General features: G+C 40.4%; 15 protein-coding genes. 7 read left to right on the top strand and 8 right to left on the bottom strand.

Annotated features, from left to right (window positions below):
• Positions 1–198: 198 nt before the first annotated feature.
• Genes D0T50_RS00075 through D0T50_RS00060 form a run of 4 tightly spaced genes read left to right on the top strand, consistent with a single transcriptional unit; the run spans position 199 to position 6516 of the window.
• Positions 199–897 (top strand): hypothetical protein, encoded by a 699-nt coding sequence (locus tag D0T50_RS00075; protein WP_163220722.1) that lies wholly within the window; start codon positions 199–201, stop codon positions 895–897.
• Positions 894–3635: a TonB-dependent receptor domain-containing protein gene (locus tag D0T50_RS00070; RefSeq protein ID WP_163220720.1), complete on the top strand. Its 2742-nt coding sequence runs from the start codon at positions 894–896 to the stop codon at positions 3633–3635. The genes D0T50_RS00075 and D0T50_RS00070 overlap by 4 nt, the downstream gene beginning before the upstream one ends.
• Positions 3636–3639: 4 nt before the next feature.
• A complete protein-coding gene (locus tag D0T50_RS00065; protein WP_163220718.1) occupies positions 3640–4809 on the top strand; it encodes a DUF4249 domain-containing protein in 1170 nt (389 codons plus the stop codon).
• A 24-nt stretch (positions 4810–4833) separates the two neighbouring features.
• A complete protein-coding gene (locus D0T50_RS00060) occupies positions 4834–6516 on the top strand; it encodes a Plug domain-containing protein (protein WP_163220716.1) in 1683 nt (560 codons plus the stop codon).
• 1 nt (position 6517) lies between these two features.
• On the opposite strand, the gene D0T50_RS00055 is transcribed toward D0T50_RS00060, so the two are convergent.
• A complete protein-coding gene (locus tag D0T50_RS00055) occupies positions 6518–9415 on the bottom strand; it encodes a helix-turn-helix domain-containing protein (protein ID WP_163220714.1) in 2898 nt (965 codons plus the stop codon).
• A 182-nt stretch (positions 9416–9597) separates the two neighbouring features.
• Here D0T50_RS00055 and D0T50_RS00050 point away from each other — a divergent pair, with 182 nt between their 5' ends.
• Both D0T50_RS00050 and D0T50_RS00045 read left to right on the top strand, forming a co-directional pair.
• A complete protein-coding gene (locus D0T50_RS00050; protein ID WP_163220712.1) occupies positions 9598–10833 on the top strand; it encodes a dicarboxylate/amino acid:cation symporter in 1236 nt (411 codons plus the stop codon).
• A gap of 9 nt (positions 10834–10842) precedes the next feature.
• Complete coding sequence (locus D0T50_RS00045; RefSeq protein ID WP_163220709.1) at positions 10843–11952, top strand: dipeptidase; 1110 nt, start codon at positions 10843–10845, stop codon at positions 11950–11952.
• A 587-nt stretch (positions 11953–12539) separates the two neighbouring features.
• On the opposite strand, the gene D0T50_RS00040 is transcribed toward D0T50_RS00045, so the two are convergent.
• Positions 12540–13052 (bottom strand): hypothetical protein, encoded by a 513-nt coding sequence (locus D0T50_RS00040; RefSeq protein ID WP_163220707.1) that lies wholly within the window; start codon positions 13050–13052, stop codon positions 12540–12542.
• Between the two features lie 125 nt (positions 13053–13177).
• Between D0T50_RS00040 and D0T50_RS00035 the strand changes: the two genes are divergently transcribed.
• Complete coding sequence (locus D0T50_RS00035; protein ID WP_163220705.1) at positions 13178–14098, top strand: cation diffusion facilitator family transporter; 921 nt, start codon at positions 13178–13180, stop codon at positions 14096–14098.
• On the opposite strand, the gene leuB is transcribed toward D0T50_RS00035, so the two are convergent.
• The 6 genes from leuB to D0T50_RS00005 form a co-directional block, all read right to left on the bottom strand.
• The gene (leuB, locus tag D0T50_RS00030; protein WP_163220703.1) at positions 14095–15168 is read right to left on the bottom strand and encodes a 3-isopropylmalate dehydrogenase; all 1074 of its coding nucleotides are present in this window, start codon (positions 15166–15168) and stop codon (positions 14095–14097) included. The genes D0T50_RS00035 and leuB overlap by 4 nt on opposite strands.
• A 22-nt stretch (positions 15169–15190) precedes the next feature.
• Positions 15191–16723: an alpha-isopropylmalate synthase regulatory domain-containing protein gene (locus D0T50_RS00025; RefSeq protein ID WP_163220701.1), complete on the bottom strand. Its 1533-nt coding sequence runs from the start codon at positions 16721–16723 to the stop codon at positions 15191–15193.
• Positions 16699–17292, bottom strand: a complete 594-nt coding sequence (leuD, locus tag D0T50_RS00020; protein WP_163220699.1) for a 3-isopropylmalate dehydratase small subunit — start codon at positions 17290–17292, stop codon at positions 16699–16701. Before leuD ends, D0T50_RS00025 begins: the two co-directional genes overlap by 25 nt.
• A gap of 97 nt (positions 17293–17389) precedes the next feature.
• Positions 17390–18817, bottom strand: coding sequence for a 3-isopropylmalate dehydratase large subunit (gene leuC, locus D0T50_RS00015; protein ID WP_163220697.1), 1428 nt, complete (start codon positions 18815–18817; stop codon positions 17390–17392).
• 37 nt (positions 18818–18854) lie between these two features.
• Complete coding sequence (locus D0T50_RS00010; protein ID WP_163220695.1) at positions 18855–20360, bottom strand: 2-isopropylmalate synthase; 1506 nt, start codon at positions 20358–20360, stop codon at positions 18855–18857.
• Between the two features lie 382 nt (positions 20361–20742).
• Positions 20743–20994 (bottom strand): hypothetical protein, encoded by a 252-nt coding sequence (locus D0T50_RS00005; protein ID WP_163220693.1) that lies wholly within the window; start codon positions 20992–20994, stop codon positions 20743–20745.
• Positions 20995–21230 lie beyond the last annotated feature (236 nt).

The following is a 21230-nucleotide window of genomic DNA, read 5'->3' as shown; positions in this document are numbered from 1 at the left end:
GGAGTGTATTTAATATACATTCCCGTTTTTCTTTTTCTTTAGACACATTCAACCCCCACTTCTATTTCCGATAAGCACACATAGGCTTTTGTTTCAGTGCTGACTAAATTTATAACCATGCAAAAATAAACCTCTTTAAATTTATCTTTTTAATTTTTTAATACATACTTTTGTATATAACCACAACAATCTTACTTTATGAGAAATATAACGACAGGCATAATAGCTTTCTTTTTTATTATTTCGATTCAGTTGTATGGACAAACGCCCGTTAATCGATACTTTGAAAAAGTAAAGAGCAATGCTGCTATTTATACTGGTGAGCAAGAGTCTCAATATAACTTTGCGTTTTATGACAATCACCCGTACCACAAAACATCCGATTTCAGTACCGGAGAAGTATATACTAACAACAATTATTATAGTAACATTGAGCTAAGATTAGATCTTTACAAAAATAACCTTTGTGCAAAAACGCCAAATGGGCATATTGTAATTATTGAAAAAGATCATGTGAAAGAATTTTCGTTTAACCATAGTTATTTTTTGCACATCCCAATAACTAATAACTGGAATCTAGCCTCTGGATATTACAATAGGTTATACAAAGGAAATGAACTTACATTACTTCTGCGTGAAGAGTGTATACTAAACAGACCAAACGACAAGGTAACAAGCTACTTCTCTTTCAAGAAGAAATACTTTCTGATAATGGAAGGAAAAGCCTATCCCATCAATAAAAAAAGCAATATTTACAAGCTATTTCCTTCGCATAAGAAAGAAATAAAAAAATATGCTAAAGAACGCGCTTTACGTTGGAGAGAACATAGAGATCAATATTTGACCGAGGTGTTTGCACTTTGCGAAAAATTAACCTATCAAACTGGCAAGAGATGAGAAAACAAATATTACTTGCAACAGCAATTATTGCTTTATTCTTTTCGCAAGTCGCTACAGCACAGGAAACCACAATAGCTACCGACACCATTTGTGTGGAACAATGGGTGAAGAACATAGCCAAAGAGAGTTCACAACAAATCTATGCCGTGATAGATTCTTCGTTTTATGTTCGCAATATCAGTGCAGGTCAAGATGTATTGCAACTCTTAAAAGAGAGCTTTGCCAACACACCTTACAAAGTATCTGTTTACAACAATGCTATCTTTATTCTAAAAGACAAAGAATTAACAACACACTTCTCGCCGATTTTTCTTACAGACAAGAAAGAAGCCACTGATGAGGAGCAGCGAATGTATAAATCTATTATTGTAGAAAAAGCAACTTCCGAGAATAAAGTATATATAATAGGTGATGCGTATGCCCGACACAAGCCCGAGAACGTTACACTCTCAGGGAAAGTAACTGATTTCAAAAGTGGCGAACCACTCATTGGTGTAAACATAGTGTTGGCAAATCCATGGACAGCAACGGTTACCGATGTTAACGGTAACTTCACTATCACACTTCCTGCAGGGAGAGTACAGCTGGATATTACCGGAATGAACATCAAAAACTCACGCCGCCAGTTGCTCCTACATACTGATGGAGTGTTGGATATAGAGATGGAAGAAGAGTCACATTGGCTCAGCGAAGTTTTGGTTGTTTCGGGCAGAATACAAAATGTAAAAGGAACACAAATGGGACTTGAAAAGCTACAAGTTGCAAAAATCAAGAATATCCCTATGGCACTTGGAGAGGTGGATATACTGAAAGCCATACAAGCATTGCCGGGCGTAAAAACAGTGGGAGAAGCATCGAGTGGATTTAACGTGAGAGGGGGAGCAACCGACCAAAACCTGATTCTTCTAAACGATGGAACTATTTATAATCCCAATCACCTATTTGGTTTTTTTGCCGCATTTAGTTCGGATATGATTAAGGAAGCAGAGATATATAAAAGTAGTATCCCTGCGCAATATGGCGGACGTATTTCATCAGTTTTGGACATTAAAGGAAAAGAGGCCAACAAAGAGAAGTTTATTGGTTCGGCTGGTATTGGTTTAGTTACAAGTAAGCTAAATTTAGAGATACCGCTAATTAAGGAACGCACCTCATTACTCTTGAGTGGAAGAACCACTTACTCTGACTGGATATTGAACCAGCTCCCCGAAAAGAGTGGATATAAAAATGGAAAAGCCGGATTCTATGATTTAGGCGCTACTTTCTCGCATAATGTAAACGCTAAAAACAACCTCAATGTATATGGTTATTATAGTCGTGACAATTTCTCGTTTAATAAAGACCAGAAATATGCATACAGTAATATAAACGCATCTGCCAAGTGGAGAACTGTTTTCAATGAAAGACTGGCGGGCTATTTTAGTGCTGGATATGACCATTACGACTACCAGAATAAAGAAACCACCAATGAGGCAGCTGCCTATAAACTATCATTTGACATTAATCAATTCTTCGTTAAAACAGATTTCAGCTATGACCTCGATAAACATAAAGTAAACTTTGGTTTGAAATCAATGTTTTATAACATTAATGCAGGAACCTATGAACCAGAGGGTGACCAATCTCTTGTACGAAAAGATGTATTGCAAAAAGACAAAGCACTGGAAACAGCCATCTATATAGGAGACGAGTGGGAAATCAACAATAAACTCTCTGTTAATGCAGGTATTCGTTACTCTATATTCAATGCCTTAGGACCACGTACCTATTACAAATATCAATCGGGATTACTTCCTTACGAATCGACTGTAACAGATACTGTCACTGCCGGTTCCGGAAAAGTCTTAAAAACATATCATGCTCCTGAGTTTCGTTTATCAGTCCGTTATGCCTTTAGCGAAGATTTCTCTATTAAAGCCGGCTTTAACTCCATGCAGCAGTACATTCACAAACTATCCAATACAGCAATCATGTCTCCTACCGATACATGGAAGTTGAGTGATGCCAATATCAAGCCTCAAAAAGGTTGGCAAACAGCCATTGGCGCTTACTACAATACCCCCGACGAAATATGGGAATTCTCCATTGAAGGTTACTACAAAAAAATGAACGACTATTTAGATTATCGCAACAAAGCAAAAATTATCATGAACCATCATATAGAAACAGATGTAATTTCTACAGAAGGATACTCATACGGTGTAGAATTTATGGTTAGAAAAGCTGTTGGAAAATTGAACGGATGGTTGGGCTATACTTACTCGCGTACGTTCTTAAGGCAGAGCAGCAAGTTAATTGAAAACCCTGTAAACAATGGTAAATGGTATCCAACCGAGTATGATAAGCCGCACGAAGTGAAATTTGTTGGAAACTACAAGTTTACCGAACGATACAGCATGTCGGTTAATGTGGATTACAGCACAGGAAGACCCACAACTGTTCCTGCCGGACAGTATTATGACCATCGTTTGAACTCCGTACATGTATACTATACTGATCGTAATTCATATCGTATACCCGACTATTTCCGCACAGATATCTCTTTCAATATTGAGCCAAGTCACAAGTTAACCTTACTGACCCACAGTTCTGTTTCAATTGGTGTGTATAATGTCACAGCACGTAAAAACGTATATTCTATCTATTTCCTTACGGAATCGGGGAAACTTCAAGGATATAAGATGTCTATCTTCGGTAGCGCGATTCCATTCATCACGTATAATATTAAATTCTAGTGTCATGAAAAAAATAATATACTTTATCCCACTCTTCATCCTATTGATGATATCTTCGTGTATCTCCGAATTTAACGCTTCCCTCCCCGAGAGCGATGAAAACATTCTTGTGGTGGAAGGAAATATTCACTCCGATTCAATTATCAGCTTCTACTTTAGCAAAAGTTTCTCATTAGAGGAAGATTATCTTCCCGGAGGCTATAACGATGTTGAGGTAAAGCTACATGTTGTTGGAGACAATGGATACCGTAGCGAACAAGCTACTTATGTAGGTAACGGCGAACACCTTATTTATATCCCACCATTGGAAGAAAGTGTAGCATATGGTATTGAATTTCAATACGAGGGAGACACCTATCAGTCCACTCTGATTAAACCCGTAAGAACGCCAGAGATAGATAGTATTTCTTTCAGTCAGGCAGGGGCTGGAAAAGAGGTGTTTATAACCGCATCTACACACACCACAAGAGATGAAGCAGCTTTCTTTATGTGGTCTTTCATTGAAGACTGGGAATACTCGGCAAGATATCCAACATCTGTTTTTTATGATTTTGTTCAAGGGAGATACGTTGATTATGGCGATTTCATCAAATACTATTGCTGGAAAAAGTCCAAAAACCAAAGCATTGTAGTTGGCTCTACCGAAAAACTAAACGAAAATAGGCTCATTAACAAGAACCTATATAGCCAAGATGCCCAAAATGAACGCTTCTCCATTCTATACAGCACGCGAGTTGTTCAGCAAGGAATAAGCAAAGGTGCATACGAATATTACCTTGACCTTATTAAATCGAATGAAGGAATGGGTGGACTTTTCACTCCGCTTCCTTCCGGTATCGAAGGAAACATTTCTTGTAATAGCGCCAGCAAGAAGGTTATTGGCTACATAGATGTCTCTATGAATGTAACTCACTGTCAGCGTTTTATTAGTGCAAATGAAATTCTGCGAAAACCAATCGCTAATTATTGCAGTGAAATAGAGAGTGAAGAAATAGCTAAGCGAATGAATGAATGGGGGTTAAGTGTAGAAGAACTCATTATCTCGGGTACTCATCCGTATTTTCCGGAATGGGGTCAACCTGCCTTATTTTGGACAGGGATAGAATGTTTAGACTGTACAAGAAAAGGAGGTACTAAAAATAAACCATCATTCTGGCCCAACGCCCATGAATAAATGTAATAACAGAAGACTCAGTTTATGAAGAAGTTATATATCATAATAAGCCTGTGTAGCTTATACCTGATTGCACAAGCGCAACAAATGAATGAGCGTGTATCCGTACGTTTAGATAAAGAGCATTATGTAGCCGGAGAAGATATCTGGTTTAAGTTTGCCACCTTCAATTCTGAATTAAATCTTTCGGAGTTAAGCAAAGTAGGATATATTGAGATATGCGATACGGAAAAGCCACATATACAGTGGAAAGTTGCACTGGATAAAGGTGTTGGAACCGGAAGAATCACCATTCCCAACAATATATCTTCGGGTGTCTATAAGCTTTATGCATACACGCAATATATGCGTAATGAAGGCGAAAAGATCTTTTTCCAAAGAGACATCGCTATTATCAATGTTCAGGATCAGGAGAAAACCAGCAAAATCAAAATCCTACCCGCAGAGGAAATAAACTGGAAAACAACAGAACGGGTTCCTACCATTTCCATTACAAGCGACAAACGCGAATATGACAAACGCTCTTTGGTTAACCTATCACTAAAAATGTTGCCCGAAGATTTAGTCGATTTATCAATCTCCGTATACAGAAATGATTCTGTTGCAGACATTCCCGATTACGATTATTCCAACTGGTTCGAGCAAGTCAAAGCATCCAAGAAAGCACCAATTGCCAACAAGTGGCTTCCTGAGTACGAAGGACATATTATTACAGGAAAACTAACGTCAGCATCCGGAGAATCTATTAACGATATTCCAGACTCCTATCAGGGTACTATTGGGTTTGTTGGAAATGAGATTCATTACATAAACGGGGTTAATGAAGAAGAGGAAAACAAAACGTACTTCATTACCCGTGGAATATTCGGACCTCAGGAAATTGTATCTACAGCAATTACTGCGAAAGAAGATGATGGCTATCGGATGGACATTGTGTCGCCATTCGAAGAAATGAAGCCTAAAACAATGCCAACATTGACACTGGCTCCACCAAACAGTCAGCTAATGGATAGATACGTTGCTTCACAGCTACCCAAAGTATATAACATCGATTCGCTAGCACATAAAAGAGAACTCGATAAATACCTTCCACACTACAGTTTCAGAAGATATAAGCTGGACGAGTATACACGCTTCAATACCGTAGGCGAAACACTTATTGAGTATGTTATGGGGTTAAGAGTCCGTAAAGTCAACAACACAAAAAGGCTCGAAGTTTTTTCTGAAGACATGGGAGGCTTTAATTATGGGAACACATTGGTACTACTTGACGGTGTTCCTCTATACGATCACGACTACATTCTAAACTACAATCCGCTGAATATTGAAACCTTAGACATATATCAGGGCAGGTATTTGTTTGCCAGCGAAATGTATGATGGTATTGTTTTTATGAATACTTATCGAGGAAACCTACCCGGAATACAGTTAAAAGGAAATATGCAATTAATAGAGTATCATTGTCCGGAATATATGGAGTTCTTCCCCAGTCCGAACTATAGCGATGCAAAAACAAAAGAATCTTTGATTCCCGACTTCCGTCATACACTATATTGGAATCCTTTCTTCGAAGGAACAAACGGCGCGACCTCCATACCGGTAAGCTTCTATACTTCCGATTTCTCGGGCGTATTTATTATTGTTGTAGAGGGAATAACTAAAAGTGGAAAGATTGTATATGCAAAAAATTATTTCAGGGTGAGGTAGCTTAACTGCTCCTCCCCCTTCTCTTTTTTGCTTTTCTCTGCCGTTCTTGCTCACGATACTGTTTAGGCGTTATGCCATGTCTGAGCGAGAATAGCTTAAAGAAGTTACTTCTACTCACTAAACCTACCTTGGATAAAATTTCATCCGTTGAAAGATCGGTGGTAACAAGTAGTTCTTCCACTGCAGCAAAACGATATTCGCGTATTATTTCGTTAGGAGTTTTTTGTGTAATGCGTCGTAGCTTTCTATAAAGCTGATAGCTCGACAGTTCTAGTTCTACGCAAATGGCATCTACAGAAAGTTCTGGGTCGGTCATTTGTTGCGCAATAATATTAAGCATTTTCTCATAGAATTCTTTATCTTCTGCAGTAGAGAAATGCACGTTACCCAACTCTACGATATTATTTGTTACCGGATTGGTAGCTATTGCCGTAGATTCGTTTTGAATAGAAAATACACCATTTACTGTTTCTGTTGAATTTTCGAGCGAAGCAGCTCTCCTTTTCATGTAGTACTTATAGCCAAACCACGCTGCAATCGAAAGCAGAATGAGTACATAAAGCGAATAAGCCCACCAGCTAAACATCCAAAAAGGTTTTATCGTTATTTTAATGGGAAAAGGATTGCTCTGCTGAGCAGTTACGTTATTTCTGTACTTCACAGATAAAGTATATTCACCCGGCGATAAGTAAGATAGGCTTGCTACATTTACTGAGCCTGTATTTACCCAATCTTTACCAAGTTCCTCTATTTTATAATAATAAGAGTAATTATCTCCGTATATAAAGTCTTTGCCAACAACGGTTACCCCGATTACATTTTGGTCGTATGCAAAACGTAATCGACTAACTCCCTTGCGAACAGAAAGGTAATCGTACAAGTTACACTCTTTGCCAAACAAGTTTAATCCAACAATATCAATATCGGGCATAAACGCATCGCCAAGGTATTGATTAGCATCAAAGGCAACAACACCATTATTTCCTCCAAACACAAGCAAACCATTGCTTTTGTAACAGGCATTTTCCGAAAAAACGGTTATTTCCTTAGATGATTCTTGCCCATACAGGTTGGTAGCAAGAGTATGCGGACAAAAGCGTATCACACCAACATCCGTAGCGAGCCAAAGATTTATATCATTATCTTCTAAAACACCATGTACTATGTTGAAAGGATACAGATTGGACTCATTATATACTTCTTCTTTGTTGTACTCCATTTGAATAAGTCCGCCACCTGTACCAATCCACGTACCATAAATGTTCTTTGTGATAGAATAAATGGTGTTCAGCCCCGGCTCTTCATATTTATCAAAACGGATATTCTTCACTTCATCACCTGTCTTTGTGCGGGTTATCCTGAAAAGACCGGCATCTTTCGTACCAAACCAAACAACATCGTTGGATTCTTTATAGATAGTTGTCAAATTATCAACAGATACTCCTTTGCTCTCTAAAGGAATTCGTTCGGTACGTGTAATAACGGGTACATCAGAAGTACCTGCCAGATAAGCCTTTATCAAACCTTCACCTTGACTGGCAATCCAAAGGATAGAGTCATTCTGTTCGCATAAAGCGCGCACTGATTTCAATGGTTTTCCATTTGCCAATACCTGCAATAGCTTTATCTTTTCATCTTGATACGAGTAGTAGTTTAGACCTTTGTCTGTTCCAATCCACAATATTTGTTTCTTGCTTCCGGCAATGGCAAATACGTTTTTACTGTTAAGCAAGCTGTTATTGGGATCGAACAGCAAATATTTGGTCTTATTTCGCAACGTTGCTGTATCATTTATACAAATAAGTCCATCTCCATCAGTGCCCAACCACATTGTTTTATTGTTGTCAATAAAGACAGAGGTGATTGAATGGTTGATTGGAAAACCCATATTTTTGGACGACAGCACATCCAGAACGGGTGCTTCGTTTGTTATACGCCCTACTCCTTCGCCGTCGGTTCCAGCCCAAAGTATTTGTTGTACAGGATCACTATACATGCAAAGGATGGGTGCCGAAAGCAACGTTTCGTTCAGTACGTACAACTTTTTTTCGTTCAACCCTGCCTTTATCAACAATCCTCCGGCTAATGAAACAAAGAAATTGCGCTCTTGCTTGATTATGCTTGTAACCTCGCCGAAGTTTTTAATTTGTTGAGAGAGTTCGCAAATACTATCTTTGGTGTTGGTTGAAATATCGTAGTGAAACAAAGTGTAAGTATTATCTACAAACAATACCTGATTCTTTTCATGAAAGCACCACAGCAGACTAGCAGGATGTTCAAAATCACCCAGTTCATTGATTACAATCTGCTCATCTCTATCATCAATATCGTACGAGCAGGGCTTTCCATCATTAGTAAATACCCATAGAACATTCCATGAGTCTACTAATATATCCAACACTGCACTCTTGGTGAGGCCTTCTACAGCTACTTTTTGAAAAGTTCCGTTTGTGGAATAATAATGAAGTATATTATCTGTTTTCAGAACGAATACTTTCTTTTGTGGAGAAACGATAACCTTGCAGCTCGCATCAAATTCGTCAAAAGATTCTACCGTCTGTGCTTTTTTATCGTATAAATACAATTTGTCTTGGGTTTGTATCCAAAACTGTTGTAATTCTGCTTCGTAAATGGAAATAACTGATTGGTCATCGAATGGGTTTTTGTTGTCTTTAAACGGTAAGGACTGAAAAGACAATCCGTCGAATGTACAAACTCCGCTATTTGTAGCGAACCACATTAAACGATTCTCGTCTTGATGAATAAATGAAACCTTTTCATCCGTAAGTCCCTCTTTTACAGAATAATAGCGCAATTCTATTCCGTATAGAGACGAAGTACACAACAAAAAAAGAAACAAAAAGAAACATCCTCTAATACTGTCGCACTTTCTCGCCATTAATAATCTAGGTGTTTTACTGATTAACTATTGGACAAAATTAGCAACTTATAAGCAAAAAGCAAAAAGATTTACGTCTTTTTTATCTCATAAAAGGAATAAGAGTAAGAATTAACCAAGTAAGAAGTTTTTTTTCTATATTTGGAGGCCATTCGGCAAATATCCATATTACAATAAGGAGTATGAACATTTTAAAGAACTACGCGTCTTCTCTGTTACTGCTTGCGGGCGTAATTACCGGAGGTGTTTGCGGCATCATATTTGGCGAAAAGACAGCCATTGTAAAGCCTATAGGCGATATCTTTCTCAATTTAATGTTTGTTCTTATCGTTCCGTTGGTTTTCTTTAGCATCTCATCGGCCATCTGCAACATAAAGAAAAACAAGATGATGGGAAGGGTTATCGGTAGCACCATGCTGGTATTTCTGCTCATGTCAATCGTTGTAGCGGTATTGGGATATCTTTTCATGATGATTTACAATCCACTGCAGGATATTGATAAGTCGCAAATTGTAGCCAATATGCCCGAACAAGATGTTGTAACAAACTCGCTTAGCGGCAGCATGATTGTACAAATGCTTACCGTACCCGATTTTTTGGAACTGTTCAATAAATCCAACCTCCTACCGCTAATCGTCTTCTCCATTCTTTTTGGACTGGCAGTTTCGCTTGCCGGCGAAAAAGGCGAAAAGGTAAGCACTATGCTCGATGCATGCTCGGAAGTAATAATGAAAGCCATGACGGTTATTATGTATGCCGCCCCTATTGGCTTGGGTTGTTACTTTGCCGACACGGTGGGCTCGGTGGGTAGTCAGGTTATTGGTGGTTACATGCATGTCTTTATTCTTTATATGTTACTGACATTTATCTGTTTCTTCGGGCTGAACTCGCTTTATATGTTTCTTGCCGGAGGAAAGAAAACGCTTGTTGATTTTTGGAAAAACATACTCACTCCCTCGCTCACAGCTATTGCAACGGCATCGAGCTCCGCATGTATTCCCATTAACATTGAAGCATCCAAGAAAATAGGTGTGCCGGCAGCTATTGCCGAAACGGTTGTTCCGCTGGGAACAAACATTCACAAAGACGGTTCGGTGATGAACGGAGTTATCAAGATTATGTTTCTCTTTACACTGTTTGGACACTATGAACTAAGCATTGGCACTATTTTCCTCGTTATCGGTGTATCTTTGTTTGTGGGTGCAGTAGTAGGAGCTATCCCTAGCGGAGGTATGACAGGAGAAATTCTTATTTGTTCCGCATTCGGCTTCTCGCCCGAACTGGTTGTTCCACTTATTATAATTTCTACCATTTGTGATGTACCTGCAACGCTCATCAACTCCACCAGCAACATTACCGGAGCAGTCTTGACAAGCCGTCTTTCGGGTGGTAAAGAATGGTTTAAACATACTATTTAAGAGATATTCATGAAGAGAAAATTTGCATTCGCACTACTTATCATACTTACTATGACCCACAATTCTTTGAAAGCCCAAGAGGAGATAACAACAAAAGACACAGTTGCCTTTTCGCCTCAGTTACTTGCCAAAGCAAAAGAGATGCACAGCCGTTTTTTATCGGTAGATACGCATTGCGACACACCACTCAACTTTGTTCGCGAAAAAAACTACGATGTGGGCAAAGCCAATCGCAATCAGGTAACGCTTATCAAAATGCAGAAAGGGATGCTCGATGGAGCGTTCATGGCTTGTTTTGTAGATCAAGGACCACGAACGAAAGTCTCTTCGGACTCGGCGGTGCAAGTGATAAACAAATTGATTGATGCTGTTTATAAACAAGTGGATATGAATAGCGACCGCTGTGCCATAGCCTATACACCCGCTGACCTTGAACAGTTAAAAGCCGAAGGAAAGAAAGCTTTCTTTATTGGAGTGGAGAATGGCTATGGGATTGGCAAAGATATTGAGAACTTAGAGCGTCTGAAAAAGTTGAAAGTAAGCTACTTAACCCTTTGCCATGTGATGGATAATGACATTTGCGACTCCTCCAGTAAGAGTAAAGATGAGTGGGGAGGACTAAGCCCCTTTGGCGAAAAAGTGGTAGAAGAAATGAACCGTTTGGGTATGATAATTGACGTTTCGCACGCTTCCGAAAGCACTTTCTGGGATGTTATCAAACTATCTTCAAAACCTATTATTGCCTCACACTCGGGTGTGAAAGGTATCTTTAATCACAACCGTAACTTAACAGATGCACAACTCAAAGCACTTGCTAAGCAGGGTGGCGTGGTGCAGATTTATTTTGTTGGTAGCTTCATGAGTCCCAAACGCAGGGAAACCACTCTTTACGAAGTACTGGACCATATAGACTATGCCGTAAGAGTTGCCGGCATAGACCACGTAGGCATTGGAACCGATTTTGACGGAGGAAGCGGAGTTATAGGTTGCAAGCACGCCGGACAGCTACTTAATCTTACTGCCGGACTTATAGAAAGAGGTTACACCGAAGAAGAGATTGCCAAAATATGGGGAGGAAACTTCCTACGGGTTATGAAAGAGGTTCAGAATGTAGAATAAAAATACCAAGAACACACATAAACCGCACGAGCAAATATAGCATAATGCCACCATACACACCACAATAAGGGCTACCAAGCAGTTGGTAGCTTTCTTTTTGCATTTCTATCAATAAAGTTTTCTATTAACAAATTGCATTCAACATGCCTCACAAGCCTCCTGAACAGGGTTGCAAGAAGAGAATTTGCTTATGGACGAACGACTGTCTGCCATAAGCTCACACCCCATCTTCCATAAGCATTCAGAGCGTTTGCTTATGGCAAACAGTTGCTAATCCATAAGCAAAGAAATAAAAACAGACTGAGTTTGAAGGTAGAACTGACTGTGTTCTTTCCATGTTCTGACTGTGTTTTTACCCAAAACACAGTCAGAAAAATAGGCGACACAAGCCTTGTAGGGCACATCTTGAGTAACAAGAGTGTTTTTTAGACTATTTGAGGTGTTTTTTCTAAAGCCGATTTCCTGCGATTTTTCCTGTCCACGCGTTGACTCCTCTCATTTTATCGCATTCTAGAGAACTTTAACAAAATGATAGTTGGGGTTACTTAGCCAAGAACCCTGATGTAAGAATTTATAAAACAATCTATTTATAAACTGAACGTATAACCCACACTGTAGAATACCTTTGAACCATAGGGCGAGTTCTTATCCTGTGCCAAGTCATACTTCAGCATTGCCGTAACTGCTCCCAAACGAATACCCGCACCTATCACACAAGTAGGCACTAGTTTTTCGCTTTTGAATTTTTCGCCTCTATCATATTTAAGCGTCTTCCACATACGGTTGGCTTCGGGCTGAATCATAATAACGCCATAATTAAACAGAAAACATTTAGCGTATACATTTATACCCAAATAGGTATTCTTTATTTTGTAATGCTCATCATAATCATGGCTCATATACGTGTAATTAATACCTGCGCCCATATTCAAGAAATTTGTAACATTGTATCCTACTTGCGGGTCAATGCTTACCAAAGTATAGTCGCCAAACTGCAAACCCAACCCTCCACTAAACGTCATTTTACTCTTATTAAAGCCCGACTGCGCAGACAAGCCTATCGATGTAAACAACAAACAAACTAAGATAACTTTCCTCATTTCATTCATTTTTTTTAGTTGACACTCATACCTCTTTCATAACTTCAACGGTAAAGATATGGATATTGTTTTTTCTATCAAAACAAAAAATCGTACATTCGTGTTCTCTTTAATTCTAAATAATCATGGGACAGCATAGTCATAAACACGCCGAACAGCACGATCATCATCATGCTGTAAACATTACCTCACTGAACAAAGCGTTCATCGTTGGTATATCACTGAATCTTATTTTCGTATTGGTAGAATTTGGTGCGGGTTTCTGGTTCAATTCTCTGGCACTCCTCTCCGATGCGGGGCATAACCTGAGCGATGTGGTAAGTTTGGTGCTTGCCCTGCTTGCCTTCAAACTATCTAAAGTAAAAGCAAACGACAAATACACCTACGGATATAAAAAAAGCACGGTGTTGGTTTCTCTTTTCAATGCCATGATTCTACTTGTAGCCGTAGGAGCCATTCTTATTGAAAGTATTGAAAAGCTACAAAACCCTACCGCTATAGAAGGAACAGCCATTGCTTGGGTAGCAGGTGTCGGAGTATTAATCAATGGTTTCACTGCGTTTTTGTTCTTGAAAGATAAAGATAAAGACCTGAATGTGAAAGGCGCTTACCTGCACATGGCTGCCGACGCGCTGGTTTCTGTTGGAGTTTTGGCTTCGGGGCTTATCATCAATAAAACGGGATGGTATATCATCGACCCGATTATAGGTATTGTCGTTGCGATAGTTATACTTATCTCGACATGGAGATTGCTACACGATAGCATTCGCCTCTCCTTAGATGGTGTTCCGGTAGGAATAAATTCAGAAAAGATACAACAGGAAATAGAGGAGGTGCCACGCATATTAAGCGTGCACCACCTGCATATTTGGGCTATCAGTACTACAGAAACCGCACTTACGGCACATATCGTGATAGACAATTTGGAGAACATGGAAAGTATCAAAAGCACCATCCGCCACAAGCTCAAGCACTTAAACATAGGACATGCCACACTCGAATTCGAGTTAGATAGCATACAGTGCGAAGCCGAAACGGACGATTAAGCCTTTTTGATATACTCAACAATCCAGCTACCTACTGCCGAAGTAGAATAAGGCTCTACTCCTTCTACTTGTATGTCTTGCGTACGTACGTTGGTATTCATGGATGCATCTACTGCTTCGCGAATCAGTTCTGCCTCTTTTTTCAGTCCAAACGCATAGTCGAACATCATGGCAGCCGAAAGGATTGTAGCCAACGGGTTGGCTATATTCTGTCCTGCTGCTTGTGGCCAAGAACCATGAATAGGTTCAAACACAGAGGTATAAGTACCGATAGAAGCCGAAGGAAGCAATCCCATTGAACCGGTAATTACCGAAGCTTCGTCCGTAAGGATATCGCCAAACATATTCTCCGTAACCATTACATCGAAAGAGGTAGGCCACTGAATAAGACGCATCGCTGCATTGTCTACAAACATGTATTCGGTTTCTACTTCGGGATAGTTGGGTTCAATCTCTTTTGCCACCTCGCGCCACAAACGAGAAGTTGCCAATACATTCGCCTTATCTACGATTGTTAGTTTTTTCCTGCGCTTCATGGCGTACTCGTAGGCAAGGGTAACAATGCGTTCTACCTCCTCACGAGAATATACACAAGTGTCATAGGCTGTGTTACCATCTTCGGAACGACCTTGCGGGCGACCAAAATAAAGTCCGCCGGTAAGTTCGCGAATACACATAAAGTCGGCACCACGCACCAATTCAGCCCTTAGCGGAGATTTGTGAATGAGCGACTCAAATGTAGCCACAGGTCGTATATTGGCATAAAGCCCCAGCTTTTTGCGCATAGCAAGCAAACCTTGTTCGGGACGAACTTTAGCACTTGGATTATTGTCGAAACGCAAGTCGCCAACCGCTCCGAAAAGCACCGCATCGCTTTTCAAACAAAGTTCATGTGTTTCGTCGGGATATGGATTACCCACTTTATCGATAGCTGTTGCACCACAAAGAGCATATTCATATGTTATTTCGTGTCCAAATTTAGCACACACAGCAAGGGTTACATCAAGTGCCTCTTTTATAATCTCAGGTCCAATTCCATCGCCAGGAAGAACCGCTATATTCATTTTCATACGTAAATTATGTATTTGCTTATTAATAATCTTCGAGTAAGTTCAACATTTTTATAGTGGCTTTGATAGCAGCCTCTGTTTGGTCGGCATCTAAACCACGGGTGCGAAACACTTTACCTTCGTAACTCCAAGTAATAACGGTTTGTACAAAAGCATCGGTTCGTCCACCCGGAGGGATGGTTACCGCATAGTTTATCAACATCGGAAACGTGCGTCCGAGAGTTACTTTATAAATCTTGCGCAATGCACGAACAAAGGCATCATACTGACCATCGCCCGAAGAGCTTTCTTCGTACAGTTGTCCGTCAATCTCTATGCTAAGCGTTGCCATAGGTCGCAAACGATGTGCTAAGGTAACAAAATAACTTTTCAGTTTCACTTTTTCGGCAACAGCTCTGTTCTTCAGTACATCAGAAATGATATAAGGTAAGTCTTCTTGCGTAACAAGTTCTTTCTTGTCGCCCAGCTCAATGATGCGTTCGGTAATCTTGCGCATAGACTCTTCATCCAGATTCAAACCCAAGTCTTCGAGGTTTTTACGGATATTCGCCTTACCCGAAGTCTTACCAAGCGCATACTCACGCTTACGACCGAATCGCTCGGGGAGCAAGTCGTTGCAATACAGATTACTCTTGTTATCGCCATCGGCATGTACGCCTGCCACTTGTGTAAAGACATTCTCGCCCACAATAGGTTTATTGGCAGGTATGATGATACCCGAATAAGATTCCACTACACGGCTCACGTCATTCAGACGACTTTCCTCTATATTGGTTTCTATAGCAAGTTGATCTTTAAGCATCGCCTGCACACTTGCCAAAGGAGCATTACCAGCGCGTTCGCCCAATCCATTTATGGTTGTATGCAGTCCCTTCACACCACTCAAGGTAGCAGCAAAAGCATTGCTTACCGCAAGATCGTAGTCATTATGCGAGTGGAAGTCGAAGTGTTTATCGGGGTAACGTTCTACCATATCACGAACGAAGGTAGCTACCTCCATAGGATTGAGTATCCCCAGTGTGTCGGGCAACATGAAGCGTTTTACACTTGTATCCTTCAAGGCATTCATAAGTGTATAGATGTACTCGGGCGAGTTTTTCATACCGTTGCTCCAGTCTTCAAGATAGAGGTTTACGTCGATATTCATTTCATCGGCATAGGCTATAACCTCCTTAATATCCTCAATATGAGCTTCGGGAGTTTTCATAAGCTGCTGACGACAGTGTTTTTCAGATCCTTTGCAAAGCAGATTCAATACACAACAACCAGCGGCTCGGATCCAATCTACCGAAGCTTTTCCATCCACAAAGCCCAACACTTCTACTTTTTGCAACATATCGCGACGGGCTGCCCAGTCGCAAATCATCTTCACACCATCAAATTCACCGTTGGACACACGTGCAGAAGCTACTTCTATGCGGTCTACACGCAATTCTTCGAGTAGCAAACGAGCAATCATTAGCTTTTCGTGCGAGACAAAAGATACTCCACTCGTCTGCTCTCCATCGCGCAGGGTGGTGTCCATTATCTCTATTTTACGGCGTTCTGTTCCCATTTTTCTATTTTATCTTTATTGGTTAGCAAGAAGTCGATGTCATCCAATCCGTTAGCAAGACAATGTTTTTTGTAGCTATTGATTTCAAAGCTCTCAGTAGCACCTGTAGCTTTATTGGTAATGGTTTGTGCGGGTAGATTTATCTCTACTTCCGCTGTTGGGTTTTTGGCAATGACAGCAAACAACTCCGAGAGAAATTTTTCGCTAACAACAACCGGCAGCACAAAGTTATTCAACGCATTATTGCGAAATATATCGGCAAAGAAACTAGACACAACCACCCGGAAACCATAATCGGCAATAGCCCACGCAGCATGTTCGCGACTAGACCCGGAACCAAAATTCTTACCGGCCACAAGTATCTTGCCACCGTATGTAGGGTTGTTCAGTACAAATGAGGCTATTTTGTTACCTTGTTTGTCATATCGCCAGTCGCGAAACAAGTTTTCGCCAAAGCCATCTTTGGTAGTAGCTTTCAGGAAGCGGGCAGGGATAATCTGGTCTGTATCAACATTCTCTAACGGAAGAGGTACACAGGTAGATGTCAGTATATTAAATTTTTCTTTCATAATATTGGGGCCTCACCCCGCCCCTCTCCAAAGGAGAGGGAGAAGGATTAGCTCTGTTTTTTAGTTATTAATCATTATTATTATTCTAACAAGGAGACTATTTAAGATCCCCTCTCCCTTGGAGAGGGTTAGGGAGAGGCTTCCGTGGATCGGTTATCACTCCGGTTATTGCAGCTGCCGCAGCAACTAATGGACTTGCCAATAACGTTCTGGCACCAGGACCTTGACGCCCTTCAAAATTTCTATTTGATGTAGAAACCGCATATTTACCTGCCGGTATTTTATCATCGTTCATAGCCAAGCAAGCCGAACAACCGGGCTGGCGAAGCACAAATCCTGCTGCTTCAACTATTTTATCCAAACCCTCTTCCTTGATTTGCCTATCCACCTCCCAAGAGCCGGGTACCAACCAAGCGGTTATATTGGCTGCCTTCTGCTTTCCTTTTACTAAGGAAGCAAACGCGCGAAAATCTTCAATACGCCCATTGGTACAGGAGCCAAGGAATACATAATCAACAGCTTTGCCAAGTAACGATTCGCCTGCTTCAAAGCCCATATACTCAAGAGATTTAATGTAAGAGGCTTGTCCCGCTTCGGGTATGGTGCTTAGAGCAGGTATGTTTTGGTCTATACCTATGCCCATTCCAGGGTTGGTTCCGTAGGTAATCATAGGCGGAATAGTTTCGGCTGGGAAACTTATTTCTTTATCGAAAACAGCATCGTCATCGCTTTTCAGAGTCTTCCAATAAGCTAAAGCAGCATCCCATGCTTCGCCCACAGGAGCATACTCGCGACCTTTGATGTATTCAAAAGTTACTTCATCGGGAGCAATCATGCCACCACGCGCCCCCATCTCAATACTGAGGTTGCACAGCGTAAGGCGACCTTCCATAGAAAGTGCTTTGACTGCACTACCTGCATACTCCACAAAATAGCCGGTAGCACCGCCTGTTGTCATTTGTGCAATAAGGAAAAGCGCCATATCTTTGGCTGTTACACCTTCGTTTAATGTACCGTCAATGGTGATACGCATCGTTTTGGGCTTGGATTGCAAGATACATTGTGACGCCATTACCATTTCTACCTCACTAGTACCAATACCAAAGGCTACTGCCCCCATCGCACCATGTGTAGAGGTATGCGAATCGCCACATACAATAGTCATACCAGGTAAAGTGAGACCTCTTTCAGGAGCTACTACATGAATAATTCCATTCTTTGGGTGCATCATGCCAAAGTGTGCCAATCCAAATTCGGCGGCATTCTTTGCCAATGTATCTACTTGAGTTTTCGAGATGGGGTCTTCAATAGGTTTATCTTGGTCGTGTGTAGGTGTGTTATGGTCGGGCATGCAGAAAATCTTCTCAGGGCGGAAACAGGAGATTCCTCTTTCGCGCATACCGGCAAACGCCTGCGGACTGGTTACTTCGTGGCAATAGAGCCTATCAATGTATAACTGTGTAGGTCCGTCTTCTACTTTTGTTACAACGTGGGCATCCCATATCTTATCGAATAATGTACTCATATTATAGTTTTATTAATTAAATGGTTATGCTATTTTTTTATTTTTCGACACCTGCAAATTTGTTAATACAATCAATATACGCTTCTACCGAAGCAGCAATAATATCGGTGTTTGCTCCGAAACCATAGTATATCTGGTTGTCGTATTCTACTTGCATGTGTACTTTTCCCATATCATCACTTCCTCTGCTAAGTGCCTGAATGGTAAATTCCTTCAACACCATATGTCTATTGATTATCTTTTTCAATGCTTTGATTGCCGCATCTACCGGTCCGTTACCTCCGGCTGCCGCTTCAAACTTCTCGCCCGAAATTTTCAGACCAAGACTCGCCACCGAACGCACACCCACCCCACTGGTTACTTGCAGATAGTCTAGCTTGATGCGATGATTTATACTACGATCGGCTCCTGCCAGAACAAGAATATCATCATCATTAATATCTTTTTTGCGGTCGGCAATTTTCAGAAATTGTTCATAAATTTGGTCTAGCTTCTCTGTAGAAGGTTCAACACCCAATACAGACAAACGATGTTTTAAGGCAGCGCGTCCGCTACGAGCAGTAAGAACGATGGAGCTATCGTCAATGCCAACATCGTTGGGGTTAATAATTTCGTAAGTTTCCAGGTTCTTCAATACACCATCCTGATGAATACCCGATGAATGTGCAAAAGCATTGCGTCCTACGATAGCCTTGTTGGGCTGCACCGGCATATTCATAAGGCTCGATACCATACGACTTGTTGGATATATTTTTTGAGTATTGATGTTTGTTTCTATTTTTATCTCTTTGTGGCTTTTAAGAATCATAGCGATTTCTTCCAAAGCTGTATTTCCTGCGCGTTCGCCAATTCCGTTTATTGTAACCTCCACCTGACGAGCACCATTCAACACCCCACTTATGGTATTAGCTGTTGCCATACCAAGGTCATTGTGGCAATGTGTAGAAAGAATAGCCTTTTCTATACCACGTACATTCTCCATAAGATACTTTATCTTTGCGCCATACTCATCGGGAAGACAGTAGCCTGTAGTATCGGGTATATTAACAACCGTTGCTCCGGCTTTGATAACCGCTTCCAGTACCTGTGCCAAGTAAACATTATCAGTCCTTCCGGCATCCTCGGCATAGAATTCTACATCCTCTACAAACCTTTTGGCATACTTTACCGATGCTACCGCCCGTTCTATAATCTCTTCGCGATTAGAGTTGAACTTATATTTAATGTGAGAGTCCGATGTTCCTATACCTGTATGAATTCTCTTGCGCTTGGCATATTGCAAGGATTCTACAGCCACATCGATGTCGCGCTGTACCGCTCTTGTCAGCGCACATATCGTTGGCCATGTTACTGCTTTTGATATTTCAATGATAGAATTAAAATCTCCCGGGCTTGAGACCGGAAATCCTGCTTCAATAACATCTACACCAAGCAGTTCTAAAGACTTTGCTACCTGAATTTTTTCTACCGTATTCAATTGGCACCCGGGTACCTGCTCTCCATCTCTTAATGTTGTGTCGAAAATAAATAATTTGTCACTCATACCGATATTGGTTATTAATTTGTATTTACTGAAATGCTACTTACGAAAAAAGCCTTTCACACATGGAAGTGAGAAAGGCTTTTATGTATATTGTTATCTTACATATCTACATACAGTACTCACTTCCACTGAAGATTCCCAGCAGAATAATAATACCAGATAGTAGAATGTATATAAACGATTGATTCATCTCTTTTTTCTTTTAACTCGATGCAAAGGTAGGAATAAATCTCAATAAACAAAACAAATGTTACTTTTTTGTTTCTTTATTAATCATTTTATCAGTTTTACTTACTTAACAATGCGAATTTATCACTTTAGATTTATGAGAAGGGCAAAAAAAAGAGGGGCTATATACCCCTCATTCCTTTTACTTTCAGAATTACTCAGCTTTTGCAGCTTCTTTGCAGCAAGGCGTAGAGTCAGCTTTTGCATGACAGCAAGAATCACCTTCAGCTGTGCAGCAACTTGTTGAGTCGCATTTAGCTTCGCATGAATCTTTCTTGCAGCATTCGTCTGCAACTTGTTCAGTTGTTTCTGCTGTAGAAGCATTGCTTTTGTTTCCGCCACATGAAGTCATCAAAGTCATAGAAAACATAACAGCAACAGCTGCTAATAATACTTTTGTTTTCATAAATCAATTTGCATTAAAATGTTTATTAATATAGTGCGGCGCAAAGGTAAGTAAAATAGTAGAATAACAAATACTTAAAATAACATTTTTATATAAAAATTACACTCCTTCTTCCTACTTCTTATAATACACACCTATATAAACAAGTTTCCCGCCCTGTTTCTTCTATCAATCGAAGAACCGGACGGGAAACTTAAAAAACGGCGACTACCTACTCTCCCACTATTACGCAGTAC

Source organism: Bacteroides sp. 214, assembly GCF_010501015.1.
Lineage (GTDB): Bacteria > Bacteroidota > Bacteroidia > Bacteroidales > Bacteroidaceae > Bacteroides.
The sequence above is the reverse complement of the archived record's forward strand: the minus strand, read 5'-3'. Positions and strand labels throughout refer to the sequence as shown.

What these genes read in the sequence shown, in the direction of transcription:
- D0T50_RS00075 (WP_163220722.1), top strand. Translation starts at nt 199, where the DNA reads ATGAGAAATATAACGACAGGCATAATAGCTTTCTTTTTTATTATTTCG.
- D0T50_RS00070 (WP_163220720.1), top strand. Translation starts at nt 894, where the DNA reads ATGAGAAAACAAATATTACTTGCAACAGCAATTATTGCTTTATTCTTT.
- D0T50_RS00065 (WP_163220718.1), top strand. Translation starts at nt 3,640, where the DNA reads ATGAAAAAAATAATATACTTTATCCCACTCTTCATCCTATTGATGATA.
- D0T50_RS00060 (WP_163220716.1), top strand. Translation starts at nt 4,834, where the DNA reads ATGAAGAAGTTATATATCATAATAAGCCTGTGTAGCTTATACCTGATT.
- D0T50_RS00055 (WP_163220714.1), bottom strand. Translation starts at nt 9,415, where the DNA reads ATGGCGAGAAAGTGCGACAGTATTAGAGGATGTTTCTTTTTGTTTCTT.
- D0T50_RS00050 (WP_163220712.1), top strand. Translation starts at nt 9,598, where the DNA reads ATGAACATTTTAAAGAACTACGCGTCTTCTCTGTTACTGCTTGCGGGC.
- D0T50_RS00045 (WP_163220709.1), top strand. Translation starts at nt 10,843, where the DNA reads ATGAAGAGAAAATTTGCATTCGCACTACTTATCATACTTACTATGACC.
- D0T50_RS00040 (WP_163220707.1), bottom strand. Translation starts at nt 13,052, where the DNA reads ATGAGGAAAGTTATCTTAGTTTGTTTGTTGTTTACATCGATAGGCTTG.
- D0T50_RS00035 (WP_163220705.1), top strand. Translation starts at nt 13,178, where the DNA reads ATGGGACAGCATAGTCATAAACACGCCGAACAGCACGATCATCATCAT.
- leuB (WP_163220703.1), bottom strand. Translation starts at nt 15,168, where the DNA reads ATGAAAATGAATATAGCGGTTCTTCCTGGCGATGGAATTGGACCTGAG.
- D0T50_RS00025 (WP_163220701.1), bottom strand. Translation starts at nt 16,723, where the DNA reads ATGGGAACAGAACGCCGTAAAATAGAGATAATGGACACCACCCTGCGC.
- leuD (WP_163220699.1), bottom strand. Translation starts at nt 17,292, where the DNA reads ATGAAAGAAAAATTTAATATACTGACATCTACCTGTGTACCTCTTCCG.
- leuC (WP_163220697.1), bottom strand. Translation starts at nt 18,817, where the DNA reads ATGAGTACATTATTCGATAAGATATGGGATGCCCACGTTGTAACAAAA.
- D0T50_RS00010 (WP_163220695.1), bottom strand. Translation starts at nt 20,360, where the DNA reads ATGAGTGACAAATTATTTATTTTCGACACAACATTAAGAGATGGAGAG.
- D0T50_RS00005 (WP_163220693.1), bottom strand. Translation starts at nt 20,994, where the DNA reads ATGAAAACAAAAGTATTATTAGCAGCTGTTGCTGTTATGTTTTCTATG.